This is a genomic window from Rhodobium gokarnense (assembly GCF_025961475.1).
Lineage (GTDB): Bacteria > Pseudomonadota > Alphaproteobacteria > Rhizobiales > Rhodobiaceae > Rhodobium > Rhodobium gokarnense.
Map to the genome: position 1 here is coordinate 258,600 of NZ_JAOQNS010000003.1, position 15,326 is coordinate 273,925.

The following is a 15,326-nucleotide window of genomic DNA, read 5'->3' on the forward strand; positions in this document are numbered from 1 at the left end:
TCCTCAAACCACCGTCGGCCCGGCCGGCGTCTTCGTCAGCACCTCCGCGCCGTTCGGCCCGAGCAGCACCGTGTTCGAAACGAAGAAATTGCCGCGGCCGGTTTCCGTGAACCAGGACATGGCGTGGAAGGTCATGCCTTCCTGAATTTCCAGATCGGAATCGTGCCGGAGACCGGTGACCTTGTTGCCGCCGGTCCAGGACGGCGGAAAGCCGATGCCGACGAGGTAACCGCAATGGTGGCGCCGGTAGTGGGGCATGCCGGCATCGTCGACGACCTTTTGCCATGCGTCGTAGACGTCGCGGGCGCGAACGCCCGGCTTCAAGGCCGCCAGGATCGCATCGAACGCCTCCTTGGAGACCTCGGCCATCTCGGCGTCCTCATCCGGAATGCTGCCGATATTGACGAGCCGGCCCTGGGGCGCGTTGTAGCGGGCAACGCAGCCGGCGACTTCCAGGAACACGCGCTCGCCCTTGCGATAGATGCCGTCACCCCAGGAAGTGTGCTCCTCGGCCATCCGCGCCTCCGGCCGGATGAACGGGCCGAAGCCCGGCGGCGTACCGCCCGCGCGAGTCATCGCGGCGATGCACTCCGCCGCCACGTCCGCCTCGGCTGCGCCGTCATGGATGGCGGCAACGGCAGCGGCCGTACCGGCGTCCGAGGCGACGGCCGCCCGGCGCATGATCTCCTGCTCTTCGGGTGACTTCACGAGGCGCAGCTCGTCGGCCATGCCGGTGATGTCGGTCCATACGGCGTGCTCGACATTTTCCCGGAGCGCCGCGCCGAAGCCGTAGGAGTGTCCCGACGACCAGGTCTCCACACCGATCCTGCGGGTAAAGCCCGGCAGCGCGTCGATCACCTGCTCGGTCTCGACCAAGGCCTGCTGCTGCCGCGTCTTGGCGGTGGAGCGGGCGCGCAGGTGCCGGACCGCCATGTCGGCCGCCGTCTCGCTGTCGCTGTGGCCTTCGAAGAGGGCATTGCGCACCTGGTGCTCGACGGTCACCCGCTCCATGGCCCGCGTCACCAGCGTCATGTCGCCCTCAAGGGGAACGATCAGGAGGTGCGGCGCGAAATAGCCCCAATGGTCGAGGCCGGTGAGATAGAAGATGTTCTCAGGCGTCGACAGGAGGGCAAGGTCGATGTCGCGCTCGGCCATCCTGGCGCGAAGGCGCTTCAGCCGAGCCTCCAGTTCCTGATCAGAAAACGGGTTTGCGTACATTGGCGGCCTCGTGTTTGCGGGAAGCGGAAAGCTCCAGCCCGGAAACGTCCTTCAGATACGGGAGCCGCTCCTGGGCGGCCCTGACCCGCTCGGCATCGAACTCGGCGACGATCAGCTCCTCGCCGCTGCCGGCAACGGCCGGCTCCGTGCCGTCCGGCGCGACGATGCGGCTGCCGCCGTAGTAGCAAAAGCCGTTCTCCGTGCCGCCGTGATTGGCGTAGGCGAGGTAGATGCCGTTCTCGAACGCCCGGGTCGGGATCATCTTCGTCGCCACCACCTCCCAGCTATCGACCAGCGCCGTCGGCGCCAGCACCAGTTGGGCGCCGGCCTCAGCCGCGGCGCGGACGGTCTCGGGAAATTCGACCTCGTAGCAGATGAGAAGCGCCACCCGGACGCCTCTATAGGTGAAGGCCGTCGGCCGCTTGCCGGTGGTGAAATAAGCCGTCTCAAAACTGTTTGGGGAGTTCGCCTGCTTGCGATGGTTGGCGATGAGCACACCCTCCGGCGAGACGGCGGCGGCCGCGTTGTAGAGCTCGCCGTCCAGCTTTTCCGGGTAGCCATAGACGATCAGCGAGCCGGTTTTGCCAGCAAGCTTGGCCACCTCGTCGAAGAATGGCCCCTCGACCGGCTCGGCGAGCCGGATGAGGTCGTCGCCGATATTGTAGCCGGACGAAAAAAGCTCCGGGCAGACGACGATGTCGGGACCTTCATCGCCGAGCGCCTCGGCAAGGCATGTCAGCCGCTCCTCCTGGGAGCGCCCGCCCGCCGCGCATTGGTAGACGCCGATCCTCATGCCGATATCGCCGTGCCGATGGAAGACGTTAACGCGACCGCCCGGGCATGCGTGGCGATCGCCGTATCCTGCGCACCGGTGCCGGTGAGATCGCAGATGGTGACGTCCGAGGGACTTTTGCGCGCGATTACCTCGCCGGTAACGACCGCGCCGAGTTCGGCCGGCATTGGACCGGTCCAGAGCCCGGCGGTAATCGCGGACCGCAATTCGCCGAGCGCCTCGCACTGGCTGACCCGGTCGCAGATATAGGCGTCGGCGGCAATGAGCGCCCTCGGGTCGATCTCGTTCTTCTCGCCCTGGTCGGAGCCCATGGCGGTGATGTGAAGGCCGGGATGCAGCCAGTCGGCGGACAGGATCGGCTCCTTCGCCGGCGTCGTCGTGACGACGAGCTGGCTGTCCGCAACGAGCTTGGCCGGATCGTCGACGCCAAGAACCTCAATGCCGAGATCGGCGGCGATGTCCGCCGCGCAGTCCGCCGCCTTGACGGGATCGCGGCCCCAGACCAGCACGCGGCTGAACGGCCGCACCAGCCGCGCCGCCTTGATCTGCAGCCGCGCCTGAACGCCCGTGCCGAGAACGCCGGCCGTCGTCACCTCTTCCGGCGCCATATGCCGTGCGGCCACGGCGCCGGCCGCGGCCGTACGCACATCCGTCAGATAGCCATTGTCGAGGAACAGCGCCTCGACGAGCCCGGTCCTGGCCGAGAACAGGATCATCAGCCCGTTGAGGCTCGGCAGCCCGAGGGACGGGTTGTCGAAGAAGCCGGGGCTGACCTTGATCGCGAAACCGTCGAAGCCGGGAATATAGGCGGTCTTGACGTCGACCTCGCCATTCGCCTCCGGGATCGCCATGGAAAGGATCGGCGGCATCACGACGGAGCCGCTGGCGAGCGCCGCGAACGCTTTCTCGACCACGTCGATGGCGGTTAGGTCGAGCTTAACCGCCTCCCTCAGTTCCGCCTCGGTGACGACGAGGATGTCACGCGCCATAGGGCATCCCCTTGATGGTGAGATCGCCGAGCATCACGTCCGCCCCAGTGATCACTTGCGTGAAGACCTGCATGTCGACATTCCGTCCGGTAATCACGGTGGCGGCCGGTCCTTCCGGCTTCGGCAGCTTGCCGGCCTGAAGCGCGGCGATGCCGACGACGCAGGCGCCCTCCGCCACCAGCCGGTCCTCGTAATAGAGCGTCTGCATGGCCCGGTAGATTTCCTCTTCCGTGACCAGCACCACCTCGTCGAGGAGGTCGCGGCAGAGCGCAAATGACAGCCGGTTCTGAAGCCCGATGCCGCCGCCGAGGGAATCGGCAAGGCTCTCCACCTCTTCGACCTCCACCGGGTGGCCGGCCTTGATGGACGCATGCATTGCCGCGCCCCGGTCCATGGATATCCCGATCACGCGCGCCTTCGGATTGGCGGCCTTCACCGCCAGCGCGATGCCGCCGGCAAGCCCGCCGCCGGAGAGCGGCACCAGCACCATGTCAAGATCCGGCCGGTCCTCCATCAGTTCCAGCCCGATGGTGCCCTGGCCGGCGATCACCAGCGGATCGTCGAAGGGCGAGATCTCCGTCAGCCCCTCCTCGGCGCAGAGCCGAAGGCTTTCCTCCAAGGCATCGTCCTGGCTCGCACCGACGATGCGCACCTCCGCGCCGAGCGCCCGGATGCCATCGACCTTCGTTTGCGGCACCAGCGAAGACATGCAGATGACGGCTCTTAGCCCCCGCGCCCGCGCCGCATAGGCAACACCGCGGCCATGATTGCCGGTGGAGCAGCAGGTGACACCGGCAACGTCGCCCGGCAGCGAGAAGACGGCATTGACCGCGCCGCGCAGCTTGAAGGCACCGATCGGCTGGGTGTTTTCCAGCTTGAGGAGGAAGTCGTGGCCGCAAAGGCCGGAAAGATGCGGCGAGGGAACCAGCGGCGTGCGGATGACGGTTCCGGAGATCCTCTTTCTTGCGGCGAGGATGTCCGCAAGGCTGACGCTCATCCCGCCTCCATGACCGCGGAGAGGAATTGCTGGGTGCGTTCCTTCTGCGGATTGCCGAATAGCTCGTCGGGGCTGCCCTGCTCCTCGATCTTACCGCCGAAGAAGAAGCAAACCCGGTCGGAGATTTCCTTCGCAAACCCCATCTGGTGGGTCACCATCAGCATCGTCAGGTTATGCTTGTCGACCAGTTCGCGGATGACGTTTGTCACCTCGCCGATGACCTCCGGGTCGAGCGCAGAGGTCACCTCGTCGAACAGCATCACCTTCGGCCGCATGGCCAGCGCCCGGGCGATCGCCACGCGCTGCTGCTGGCCGCCGGAAAGCCGCGACGGGTGCTGGTCGACCTTGTCTTCCAGCCCCACCATCTGAAGGAGTTCCAGCGAGCGCTCGCGCGCCTCCTTCTTGGAAAGCCCGAGCACGTGGACCGGCGCCTCCATGCAGTTTTCCAGCGCCGTCATGTGCGGGAACAGGTTGAAGTGCTGGAAGCACATGCCGATGTCGGCGCGCATCTTGCGCAGATATTTCTCCGAGGCCGGCACCAGCACGCCGCCCTTTTCCATGTGGGTGAGCGGCTTGCCGTCCACATAGATGACGCCGCCATTGATCGTCTCCAGCGTCATCAGCATGCGCAGCACCGTCGTCTTGCCGGAGCCGGACGGGCCGATGACGGAGACCATTTCGCCGGCGGCGACGTCGAGGTCGAGCGAATCGAGCACGACCAGCGCCCCGTAGCTCTTGGTGACGTTCATGAACCGGACCATCGGGACATCGTCCCCTTCCAGCCGGAGGGGATAGGCGGACATGTCTTCTGACATCAGATCAACCCGAGTTTCTTGCGCACCCAGGCCTCAAAGACCCGGATCAGGGCAGCGGTTGGCAGCGAGATGAGGAGGAAGATGACGCCGACCAGCGTGTAGGGCTCCAGGAAGCGGTAGCTCTCTGAGCCGATGGCGTTGGCCGTATGCATGAGTTCCGCAACGCCGATGACGGACAGCATCGGCGTGTCCTTGAAGATGCCGACGAGGTAATTGCCCATGCCGGCGAGCGAGGGCGGCAGTGCCTGCGGAATGATGATGCGGAAATAGGTTCGCGCGGTGCTGAAATTGAGCGCCCGCGCCGCCTCCCACTGGCCCTTCGGCACGCTCTCCAGCCCGCCGCGATAGACCTCGGAGAGATAGGACGCGTAGTGCAGGCCGATGGCGATCATGCCGCTCGTCCAGGGCGACAGCCGGATGCCGAATTGCGGGCCGACGTAATAGACGAAGAAGATCTGCAGCACGAGCGGCGTGGAGCGGATGAACTCCACCACCTCGCGCACGCCGCGGGTCAGCACCCTGGAGGGCGTGCGCTGGGCGAGCGCCAGCGCGAGCCCGAGGACGACCGCTATGGCATAGCCGAGGCCGGCGGCGAGCAGCGTGTTGAGGGTCGCCAGCAAGAGCCGCGGCAGGATCTCGAAGGTGAAGTCCCAGCGCCAGTCGAAACCCATGCCTCAGGCCCTCCCCAGCTTGCGCGCCATGAACCGCTCCAGCCAGCGCATGAACGGCGTGATCGCGAACCGGGCCATCACGTAATAGATGATGAGCGCCGTCCCGAAGGCCTGGATGGACAGGAACGTGGTGCTGTTGATCTGCTTGGCCTCGAACATCAGGTCGGAGACCGAGATCAGCGAGACCAGCGCCGTTCCCTTCAAAAGCTCGATCAGGAGGTTGCCCCAGGGCGGCAGCATGTTGAGCAGGGCCTGCGGGAAGATAATCCGCACCATCCGCTTGGTCGGCGACATGTTGAGGGCGAGCGCCGCTTCCCACTGTCCGCGCGGAACCGACAGGATGCCGCCGCGCACCAGCTCCGCGCCGTAAGCCCCGAGATTCATGCCGACGGCGACGAAGCCGGCGGTGAATTTCTCAAGCGTGATGCCGAACAGCGGCAGCACGAAGAAGATCCAGTAAAGCTGGACCAAGAGCGACGTGCCGCGGAAGATCTCGATATAGACGGTGGCGAAACCGCGGATGAGCGGATTCTTCGACATCCGCATCAGCCCGGCGACGAAGGCGATGACGATCGCCAGCACGGCGGCGAGGATCGTCTGCAGCGCGGTGATGATGGTGCCGTCGACGAAGCGCGGACCGTATTCTGCGAGATACTCGAAATAGCTCATGGCCGCCTATCCGAGTGGAATGAACCGGGAAGTCGCACCGGCGCCTGCCGGCACGGCGGACGGGCGGCGCGCCTTCAGCGGCCACCCATCCCGTTCGGTATTCGCGATCTCGGATCAGCGGTTGTTGCAGACCCACTCTGTGGTCTTGTCGCCCGGAAGCTGGGACTCCGTGTAGCCGTACTCGGCCACGTCCTTCATCATCTGCTCCGAGCCGAGATATTTGGCCTCGGCCTCGTTGAACTTCTCAAGGAAGTCCTTGTCGGCGTCGCGGAAGCCGATGCCGACCCAGTTGAGGGTCCAGTCCGGCAGAGCGGACGGATCGGTGACCTCGATGTCGTCGGCTTCCTTGGCAAGGTTCAGCGCCGTGAAGTAGGTGACGCCGCCGGCATCGGCCCGGCCCGCGCGGACCGCGGCGAGGATCTCGGTCGGCCCCGGAACGGCCATGACGTTGGCATCCGGAACGCCTTCCTTCTTGGCGGCCTCGATGGAGTTGTAGCCGGCGCCGGTGACGAAGACGGCGTCCTTCTCCTTGATGTCCTGGTAGTTGCTGATGCCCTTCGGATTGCCCTTCGGCACGATGAAGGCATCGCCGAACTTGCCCATCGGATCGGAGAACGCGATGTTCTCGCAGCGGCTCTTCAGGATGTACATGCCGCCGGTGATGACGTCGAAGCGGTTGGCCTTCAGGCCCGGGATCAGGCCGCCCCATTCGGTGACGACCGGCTCGATGTTCTCATAGCCCATGGTCTTCAGGACACCGATGGTGAAGGCGTTGGCGAAGCCCAGCGGCTTGTTGTTCTCGCCCGGATAGGCCCAGGGAATCTCGTTGGCGAAACCGAGACGGATCGTCTCGCCGGCCTCGATCCGGTCCATCAGCGGACCGGCCTTGGCCGGTACGGTCGCGAAGGCGGCGACGGCCATGGATGCTGCGGCGATACCTTTCAGGAAGATGCTCTTCATCTGGTGCTCCGTTTCCCTCTGTTTGATATGCGTAATGTTCTGGATGGGTTTGTTGTGTACAGCATGACCTCCCAGAACAAGGAGTCAACGGGGCGAGCTTGATTTTCTTCACGGAAATCGGCCGGATTGTATTTTTCGCTATTCACCGGGGCAGCCGGCTGTGTACAAATCGGGCAGTCGCTTGTCTCTTGTGCAGTGCAAGGAAACCGCCGATGCCGGCCTCCCAGCTCCCCTTCTCGTCATCCGAATACCAGCGGCGCCTCAACAAGGTGCGCAGCGCCATGGCCGCCGCCGACATCGACGTCCTGTTCGTCGAGGACCCCTCCAACATGGCCTGGCTGACCGGCTATGACGGCTGGTCCTTCTACGTCCACCAGGGCGTCCTGGTGTTCCATGACGAGGACCCGGTCTGGTGGGGCCGCAACCAGGACGCCAACGGTGCGGTCCGCACCTGCTGGATGACGGACGACCGGGTCGCGCGCTATCCCGACCACTACGTCCAGTCGGTGCATTGCCACCCGATGGAGACCCTTGCCGCGCTCATCCGCGAGCGCGGCTATGCGACCAAGCGCCTCGGCCTTGAGCTTGAGAACTATTACTTTTCGGCCAAGGCTTACCTGGTGCTGCAATCGGAACTGCCGGATGCCGACCTCGTCGACGCCACCGCCCTCGTCAACTGGCAACGCGCTGTGAAGTCCGACGAAGAGATCGTCTTCATGCGCCGCGCCGCGCGCATTTCGGAGCGCATCGTCGACGGCATCCTGGAGCGCATCGAGCCGGGCATGAAGAAGAACGACATGGTCGCGCAGATCCACGCCGACGCCGTGCGCGGCATGGACGACGGCACCGGCGACCTGTGGGGCGACTACCCGGCCATCGTGCCGCTGCTGCCGAGCGGGTCGGACGCCGCGGCGCCGCACCTGACCTGGGACGGCCGCACCTTCGAGACCGGCACCGCCACCTTCTTCGAGATCGCCGGCTGCTACCGGCGCTACCACGCCCCGTTCTGCCGCACGGTCTTCCTCGGCACCCCGCCGCAATACATGAAAGACGCCGAAGCTGCCCTCGTCGAGGGCCTCAGCGCAGGCCTTGAGGCCGCCCGGCCCGGCAACACCGCCGCCGACATCGCCCGCGCCCTCGGCGCCCCGCTCGCCCGCGCCGGCATCGACCGCGCCGCCCGCGCCGGCTACCCGATCGGCCTCTCCTACCCGCCCGACTGGGGCGAGCGCACCATTTCCATCCGCGTCGAGGACGACACCGTGCTGGAGCCGGGCATGACCTTCCACTTCATGCCGGGCCTGTGGATGAACGACTGGGGGCTGGAAATCACCGAAAGCATCCTGATCAGGCCGGACGGCCCGGCCGAGTGCCTCTGCAACCGGCCGCGCGAGCTCTTCGTGAAGAACTGAACCCGCAATGACCCTGATCGACGACACGCGCGACATCCTTCGCGACCTCATCGCCTTTCCGACCGTCTCCGCCGACAGCAATCTGGAGCTCATCGCCTATGCCGCCGACCATCTCGGCGCGCTCGGCGCCCGCACCTCGGTGATCCTCGACGAGACCGGCCACAAGGCCAACCTGATCGCCAGCCTCGGCCCGGAAGAGGACGGCGGCATCGCGCTCTCCGGCCACTCCGACGTGGTCCCCGTCGCCGATCAGGACTGGTCGTCGGACCCGTTCGAATTGCGCGAGGAGAACGGCCGCCTCTATGGCCGCGGCACCTGCGACATGAAGGGGTTCATTGCCGCGTCCCTCGCCGTCGCCCCACTGTTTGCCGAGCGTCCACTCTCCCGCCCGCTCCATTTCATCTTCACCTATGACGAGGAGGTCGGCTGCCTCGGCGCCCGGCATCTGGTCGACGAGATGGGGCGCATGGACACAAAACCATCCGTCGTCATCATCGGCGAGCCGACGGAAATGCGCATCGTCGAGGGCCACAAGGGCTGCTGCGAATACACCACCACCTTCACCGGGCTGGAAGGCCACGGCTCCATGCCCGACCATGGCGTCAACGCTGTGGAATACGCCGTGCGCTACGTCGCCAAGCTGATGGAACTGCGCGAGGACATGAAGTGCTGGGCGCCCGCCGGCAGCCGCTTCGATCCGCCCTGGACCAGCCTGCAGGTCGGCCGCATCGCCGGCGGCGTCGCCCACAACGTCATTCCCGGCCTTTGCACGGTCGACTGGGAGATGCGGCCGGTGCGCGCCGAGGACCGCGTCCGTCTGCGCGCCGCCATCGACGCCTATGTCAGCGACACCCTGTTGCCGGACATGCGCGCCGTCTCGCCGGAGGCCGACATCCTCACCCACGTCATCGGCGAGGTTGTCGGCCTGGAGCCCGCAGACGACAACGAGGCGCTGCGCATCGTCTCCGAACTGACCGGGTCGAACGAGGCCGACGTCATCGCCTTCGGCACGGAAGCCGGCCTCTTCCAGGAGCTCGGCATGTCCGCCGTCGTCTGCGGCCCGGGTTCGGTAGAGCAGGCCCACAAGCCCGACGAATTCGTCACCCTCGATCAGCTCGAAAGCTGCCTTGCCATGCTAAGAGGACTGGAAGAAAGGCTGATCGCGTAAATGACGAACGAGGACGACCACGACCGGGTCACAGACGACATCGCGCCGGGCGTGCCGGCAAGAGAGTCGGCTCCCGCCGACGTGCCGCCGGAGATCCGACCCGCCGGCGGCGCCCGCGAGCGCTTCGAGCGGCTCCACATCGAACTGCGCAACCGCATCTGCCTGCTCGACTATCCGCCCGGCACCAGGCTGCGCGAGGCGGACCTTGCGCGGGAGTTCGGCATCAGCCGCACGCCGCTGCGCCGTGTGCTCGGCTGGCTGGAGGCGGAAGGCCTCCTACGGTCGGTGCAGAGCGTCGGCACCCTCGTCACCGATGTCGACGTGGAGGAATTGCAGCAGGTCTACCAGTTGCGCATGGAGCTGGCCGAAATGGTCGGCCACCTCTCGCCGGTGTCGCCGAGCGCGGAGACCGTACAATTGTTCCGCGACCTGAAGGCCCGGAGCTGCGCCCTCGTCGACGATCCGAGGCCCCGCGCGTTTGCCGAAATCAACATGGATTTCTTCCATGCCCTGATGCGGCTGACGGCGAGCGAGCCGTTGCGGGAAATTTCCGAACGCCTCTACTACCAGACCTCCCGCATCTGGCTGCGCTCCATCTCGCAGATGGACCTCGTCGAAGAAGTCGAGATCTTCGCCCGCGAAGTCGCCGACATCTGCGCGGCCGTCGAGATCGGCGACCTCTCCGCCGCCGGCCACATCCGCCGCTCGCATATTTCCATGAGTTTTACGAGGGTAAGGCGACAGAAGGTGGCGCGGGAGAGAAACGCGGGGTAGCGTCAGCCGATCAGAACCGTTTCGGTAGCCCGCCTGGTTGAGGACGGCATTGGCCGTATGACGAAGCCCCAGGCTTCGCAAGGCCGACCGGCCGCCGGCGCCAATGCGCCGCCCGTCGGAGCCGTGAGCGCAGCGAACTGGCGTGAGACAAAAAAGAGAGAGGATTGGTGGGCGCACAAGGACTCGAACCTTGGACCCGCTGATTAAGAGTCAGCTGCTCTACCAACTGAGCTATGCGCCCTGAATGTCAGGAATGCGGCCACCAATCGCGCCGCACCGGCGCTTTATAGGGACGATCATTTCGTTTGGCAACCGTTTCCGGCTATGGATTTTGCGGCTAACACTGTCGCCATGTCCGCGCTGATGGTTCCGCCCGATCTTCACCGCCTGCTCGCCCGCGCCGGGCTCGGCGCACGGGTCGTTCGCGGCGCGGAAGGCGGCGGCGGAGAGCTCCAATTGCCCCGCGCACCCGGCGCCTATGTGCTGGTTCTCGGTCTTGCCGAACCGGCCGCCCTTCCCGCCCGCTTCGGCGAGGCGATGCTCCCCCCCGGCTGGTATCTCTATTGCGGCAGCGCCCGCGGCCCCGGCGGCATCGCGGCACGGCTCGGCCGGCACCTGCGCCGCGAGAAAAAAAACCGGTGGCACATCGACGCCCTCACGATCGCCGCCGGAACCATCGAGGCCGCCGCCGTGCCGGACGGCGACGAGTGCGCCCTCGTCTCGAAGCTTTCGGCGTTCCGCAACATCGACGTGCCGGTTCCGGGCTTCGGCAGCACCGACTGCCGGAGATGTGCAAGCCATCTCTTGCGCTGGAGGAGCACGATATAAAAAAAGCCGGCCCGGAGTGTCCGGACCGGCCTTTGATCGTCACCGTAAAGACGGAGCCCCTTACCCCGCCTTCAGCGCTTCCGGCTTGGTGCGCTCGCGCTTGGTGATGAGCTTGTTGAGGGCGTGGACATAGGCGCGGGCCGAGGAGACCAGGGTGTCCGGGTCGGCACCGCGGCCGATCACGGTCTTGCCGTCCTCTTCCAGCTTCACCGAGACCTCGGCCTGGGCGTCGGTGCCCTCGGTCACCGCATGCACCTGGTAGAGCTGCAGCTTGGCGTCGTGCGGCACCATCTCCTTGATGGCGTTGAAGGTGGCGTCGACCGGGCCGTTGCCCATCGCCTGCACCGTGCGATGCTCGCCGTCGATGTTGAGGGTCAGGGTCGCCATCTGCGGGCCCATGGAGCCGGCGATCACCGTCAGCGCCATCACCTTGATGAGGTCGTCCGCGGTGCCGATCTCGTCGTCGACCAGGGCCTCGATGTCCTCGTCATAGACGTGCTTCTTCTTGTCGGCCAGCGCCTTGAAGCGCTTGAAGGCGTCCTCGAAGGCGTTGTCGCCCATGTCGTAGCCCAGCTCCTTCAGCTTCTCCCTGAACGCGTGGCGGCCGGAATGCTTGCCCATGACCAGCGAGGTCGCAGCAACGCCGACGGACTCCGGCGTCATGATCTCGTAGGTCTCGGTGTGCTTCAGCATGCCGTCCTGGTGGATGCCGGATTCGTGCGCAAAGGCGTTCTTGCCGACGATCGCCTTGTTGTACTGCACCGGAAACGAGGTGACGGCCGAGACCAGCTTGGAAGCGCGGGTCAAAAACGTGCTGTCGATCGAGGTCCAGTAGGGCAGCTTGTCGCCGCGCGTCTTGATCGCCATCACGATCTCTTCCAGCGCCGCATTGCCGGCCCGCTCGCCGATGCCGTTGATCGTGCATTCGATCTGCCGCGCACCGGCATTGACGCCGGCCAGCGAATTGGCGACCGCCATGCCGAGGTCGTTGTGGCAATGGGTGGAGAAGGTGACCGTGTCGGCGCCCGGTACGCGCTCCATCAGGCTCTGGAACAGCGCGTAATATTCCTCCGGCACCGTGTAGCCGACGGTATCGGGAATGTTGATGGTGGTGGCGCCGGCCTTGATGGCGGCTTCGGTACAGCGGCACAGGAAGTCGAACTCGGTGCGGGTGCCGTCCTCCGCGCTCCACTCCACGTCGTCGGTGTGGTTGCGGGCGCGGGTGACGCTGGCGATCACCGCCTCATAGACCGCATCCGCCTCCATCTGCAGCTTGTACTTCATGTGCACCGGGCTGGTGGAGATGAAGGTGTGGATGCGCGGCCGCTTGGCATGGACGATGGCCTCGGCCGCCCGGTCGATGTCCTTGGCGCCGGCGCGGGCGAGACCGCAGACGACGGAGTTCTTGACGGTCTTTGCGACCTCCGAGACGGCCTCGAAATCGCCGTTGGAGGCGATCGGGAAGCCGGCCTCGATGACGTCGACGCCCATCTCGTCGAGGATCTCGGCGACCTGCAGCTTCTCGCCCAGGGACATGGAGGCGCCGGGCGACTGCTCGCCGTCGCGCAGGGTGGTGTCGAAGATCTTGACGTGGTTGGCCTTCGTCTCGGTAACGGTGAATTCGCTCATCGGAGCGGGTCCTTTCTCGTCTTCTCCGGCGGCGCAAGGCGCTCATGGCCGGACTTATCTCAAAACGCTGTGAGGAAACTTCGGTCTTTGCGCTTATCCCCTAAGTGCCCGCCCTGTTACGGGGCTGCCGACGCTCAGGGGCAGATAAGGAGGAGAAGCGAGCCGGCGAGCGGAAGGGTTCCGCGCCGGGGCGCGGCGATCGCGAAAATCTCGGTATGCCGAGCGGCGATCATCAAATGGTCCTTCGTCTTCCGTCTGGTCGGCGTTGCGACAAATAGCCCTTGCGGGAGAGCTTGGCCGACGCCGGTTACCGGGTCGTTAACACGTCTTTATCCGAAATCGCGGCCGGATTGCAAGAGAGGATCACCGCCAAGCATGCTTATGAGGTCCGGTCGGCGTCGTCAGGTGTCGCAAGCCCGCCCGCAAATCCGACATAGTCGATTTGCACAGACCGGCGTCGAAGCACGTCGGCGCCGATGCGCCGTGGCCTGCGTGGCGTCTGAACGCAAACCAACATGGGCTCTTCGAAAAAGAACCCGATCAAACCTCCAGAGTTCCCCGCGCGACGATCACCGCCTTGCCGCCGATGCGTTCGGCCTTCAGCGCGCCCTTGGCGATGTCGATCTCCAGATCGATCCGCGACGGCCGGCCCATCTCGTAGCCCTGCTCCACGCGGATCAGGTGGGTGCCCTCGGTCAGCCCGTCGAACGCCTTGACGACGCCGGCAAAGGCGGCAACGGCCGAGCCGGTCGCCGGGTCCTCGCGGATGCCGAAGATCGGCCCGAACATGCGCGCATGGAACGAATAGTCGTGGTGCAGCGTCTCCCGGCAATAGAGGAAGGCGTTGCTGTGCTGCTCGGTGCCGAAACCGGACGGCCAGGCGCGGTTGACCGCATGGGCCCGGGCGATGGCGTCGAGCCCGGAGACCGGCACGAAGGTATAGGGCACGCCGGCATCGAACATGCTCGGCTTGTGATTTTCGAAGCCGATCTCGCGCGGCTCCAGCGACAGGGCGGCGGCGATCAGCTCCTTTTCCCGCGCCTCGCCGCAGGGCTTGGCCAGCTTCGGCACGTCGAACTCCGCATAGCCGGGCTTGCCGCGGCGCACCCGGACGCCGCAGCGCACGGGGCCGACCGTTTCCTCCAGCACCACCATGGCCTCCACGTCGCCATTGCCGCCGAACCGGTCGGTGGCGAGGAGCACCGCCGTGCCGACGGTGGGGTGGCCGGCAAAGGGCAGTTCCTGGGCCGGGGTGAAGATGCGGACCTTCGCCGAGGCGGCCGGGTTTTCCGGCGGCAGAACGAAGACGGTCTCCGACAGGTTGAACTCGCGCGCGATCGCCTGCATGCGGTCGTCCTCAAGCCCCTCGGCGTCCAGCACCACGGCCAGCGGATTGCCGGCAAGCGGCGTGTCGGTAAAAACGTCGAGGACGGCATAGGCGCGCGGCATGGGAACTCCGGACAGGGATCGGTCAATCCGACGACCATTAGCCGATTACCCCCCATTTGCAACCGCGCCGGCTGCGCCGTGGGGGCGCAGACGGGAGAAATCCCGCGCCTTGGCAAACGAACTCCTATTTCACGTAGAAGGTCGGCTGGTCCGCGTTGGCGTCCTTGCTTACCCTCGCCTTGACCGCATCGGCATTGATCCGGAAGCGCGTCTTGCCGGGCTGCGCGATCGACCGCACTTCTTCCACGAGTCCCATGGACACCAACTCCGCGAGTGCTTCGCCGGCCTTTTCCGGCACCACGTTCTCATTGGTCGCGAGCGCTTCGACGGCCCCGCGGGTGCGCGGCTGATCGAGCAGGCTGTGAAAAACGACCCCCTCTGCACCCGAAAACGTCACGGTGCCGGCGGGCGGTTCGGCGACCTTTGGGATCTCGCCAGCCGCCGCCCGGTTCTGCAGCTCGTTGTCGAGTTCCTTGACCTCCGACTGCAGCGATTCCAGCAGGCGGCGGCTGAGGCTGGCAAAGAACGCCCGGTAGCTGGCGCCGACGACGACGCAGAAGGCAACGAGCAGCATCAGCGACGGCAGGAAGCTCCGGCACAGATTTACGCCGTTGACGACCTCGCAGTCGTTCGAGGAAATCGGCTGGAAGACGTTGGAGATCAGGGATTCCTGGACGCCCATGGACGCAACGCTCAGGAACACCGGCACGACGAAGGCCGAAGCGATGCCTGCGGTGATGGATTCCTTCACCGTGACGATGGGCGCCGCCGGTGGGTCCGGATCGTCCACCGGCGCGAACCGCGCCAGGATCGAACTCACATAGCCGCCGAGCGCACCACCCGCGACCATCGCCGTCACCGCGACGACCTGGTTCCATCCGAATACATCGGCCATGATGGCAATCCCCGTTGGAACGACCATCGCATGATACAACCGGAAATATAGACAGGAAAGTC

General features: G+C 65.7%; 15 protein-coding genes and 1 tRNA gene. 4 read left to right on the plus strand and 12 right to left on the minus strand.

What is annotated here, in order from left to right:
- Positions 1-3 precede the first annotated feature (3 nt).
- From M2319_RS06435 to ehuB, 8 genes are all read right to left on the minus strand, one after another.
- Positions 4-1,218 carry a M24 family metallopeptidase gene (locus tag M2319_RS06435; RefSeq protein ID WP_264600623.1) on the minus strand — a complete coding sequence of 405 codons (1,215 nt, stop codon included), beginning with the start codon at positions 1,216-1,218 and terminating at the stop codon, positions 4-6.
- Positions 1,196-2,011, minus strand: a complete 816-nt coding sequence (locus M2319_RS06440; RefSeq protein WP_264600624.1) for a carbon-nitrogen hydrolase family protein — start codon at positions 2,009-2,011, stop codon at positions 1,196-1,198. The genes M2319_RS06435 and M2319_RS06440 overlap by 23 nt, the downstream gene beginning before the upstream one ends.
- The gene (locus M2319_RS06445; protein ID WP_264600625.1) at positions 2,008-3,000 is read right to left on the minus strand and encodes a cyclodeaminase; all 993 of its coding nucleotides are present in this window, start codon (positions 2,998-3,000) and stop codon (positions 2,008-2,010) included. The genes M2319_RS06440 and M2319_RS06445 overlap by 4 nt, the downstream gene beginning before the upstream one ends.
- On the minus strand, positions 2,990-3,997 hold the full coding sequence (gene eutB / locus M2319_RS06450; protein ID WP_264600626.1) for a hydroxyectoine utilization dehydratase EutB: 1,008 nt from the start codon (positions 3,995-3,997) through the stop codon (positions 2,990-2,992). The genes M2319_RS06445 and eutB overlap by 11 nt, the downstream gene beginning before the upstream one ends.
- The gene (gene ehuA / locus M2319_RS06455) at positions 3,994-4,812 is read right to left on the minus strand and encodes an ectoine/hydroxyectoine ABC transporter ATP-binding protein EhuA (RefSeq protein WP_264600627.1); all 819 of its coding nucleotides are present in this window, start codon (positions 4,810-4,812) and stop codon (positions 3,994-3,996) included. The genes eutB and ehuA overlap by 4 nt, the downstream gene beginning before the upstream one ends.
- Positions 4,812-5,483: an ectoine/hydroxyectoine ABC transporter permease subunit EhuD gene (gene ehuD, locus M2319_RS06460; protein ID WP_264600628.1), complete on the minus strand. Its 672-nt coding sequence runs from the start codon at positions 5,481-5,483 to the stop codon at positions 4,812-4,814. Before ehuD ends, ehuA begins: the two co-directional genes overlap by 1 nt.
- A gap of 3 nt (positions 5,484-5,486) precedes the next feature.
- Positions 5,487-6,152 (minus strand): ectoine/hydroxyectoine ABC transporter permease subunit EhuC, encoded by a 666-nt coding sequence (ehuC, locus tag M2319_RS06465; protein WP_264600629.1) that lies wholly within the window; start codon positions 6,150-6,152, stop codon positions 5,487-5,489.
- Between the two features lie 114 nt (positions 6,153-6,266).
- Complete coding sequence (gene ehuB / locus M2319_RS06470; RefSeq protein WP_264600630.1) at positions 6,267-7,112, minus strand: ectoine/hydroxyectoine ABC transporter substrate-binding protein EhuB; 846 nt, start codon at positions 7,110-7,112, stop codon at positions 6,267-6,269.
- 212 nt (positions 7,113-7,324) lie between these two features.
- On the opposite strand from ehuB, the gene M2319_RS06475 reads away from it, so the two are divergent.
- From M2319_RS06475 to M2319_RS06485, 3 genes are read left to right on the plus strand one after another with little or no spacing between them, the layout of a single operon-like run.
- Positions 7,325-8,521 carry a M24 family metallopeptidase gene (locus M2319_RS06475; RefSeq protein ID WP_264600631.1) on the plus strand — a complete coding sequence of 399 codons (1,197 nt, stop codon included), beginning with the start codon at positions 7,325-7,327 and terminating at the stop codon, positions 8,519-8,521.
- Between the two features lie 7 nt (positions 8,522-8,528).
- Complete coding sequence (gene argE, locus M2319_RS06480) at positions 8,529-9,689, plus strand: acetylornithine deacetylase (RefSeq protein ID WP_264600632.1); 1,161 nt, start codon at positions 8,529-8,531, stop codon at positions 9,687-9,689.
- Positions 9,690-10,463, plus strand: a complete 774-nt coding sequence (locus M2319_RS06485) for a GntR family transcriptional regulator (protein WP_264600633.1) — start codon at positions 9,690-9,692, stop codon at positions 10,461-10,463.
- A gap of 165 nt (positions 10,464-10,628) precedes the next feature.
- Here M2319_RS06485 and M2319_RS06490 read toward each other — a convergent pair.
- Positions 10,629-10,704 (minus strand) — tRNA-Lys (locus tag M2319_RS06490).
- A gap of 110 nt (positions 10,705-10,814) precedes the next feature.
- Between M2319_RS06490 and M2319_RS06495 the strand changes: the two genes are divergently transcribed.
- Positions 10,815-11,291 (plus strand): GIY-YIG nuclease family protein, encoded by a 477-nt coding sequence (locus M2319_RS06495; protein ID WP_264600634.1) that lies wholly within the window; start codon positions 10,815-10,817, stop codon positions 11,289-11,291.
- 60 nt (positions 11,292-11,351) lie between these two features.
- Here M2319_RS06495 and M2319_RS06500 read toward each other — a convergent pair whose 3' ends face one another.
- From M2319_RS06500 to M2319_RS06510, 3 genes are all read right to left on the minus strand, one after another.
- Positions 11,352-12,920: a 2-isopropylmalate synthase gene (locus M2319_RS06500; protein WP_264600635.1), complete on the minus strand. Its 1,569-nt coding sequence runs from the start codon at positions 12,918-12,920 to the stop codon at positions 11,352-11,354.
- Between the two features lie 540 nt (positions 12,921-13,460).
- On the minus strand, positions 13,461-14,369 hold the full coding sequence (locus M2319_RS06505; RefSeq protein ID WP_264600636.1) for a PhzF family phenazine biosynthesis protein: 909 nt from the start codon (positions 14,367-14,369) through the stop codon (positions 13,461-13,463).
- A gap of 124 nt (positions 14,370-14,493) precedes the next feature.
- The gene (locus M2319_RS06510) at positions 14,494-15,264 is read right to left on the minus strand and encodes a YEATS-associated helix-containing protein (RefSeq protein ID WP_264600637.1); all 771 of its coding nucleotides are present in this window, start codon (positions 15,262-15,264) and stop codon (positions 14,494-14,496) included.
- Between the last annotated feature and the right edge of the window lie 62 nt (positions 15,265-15,326).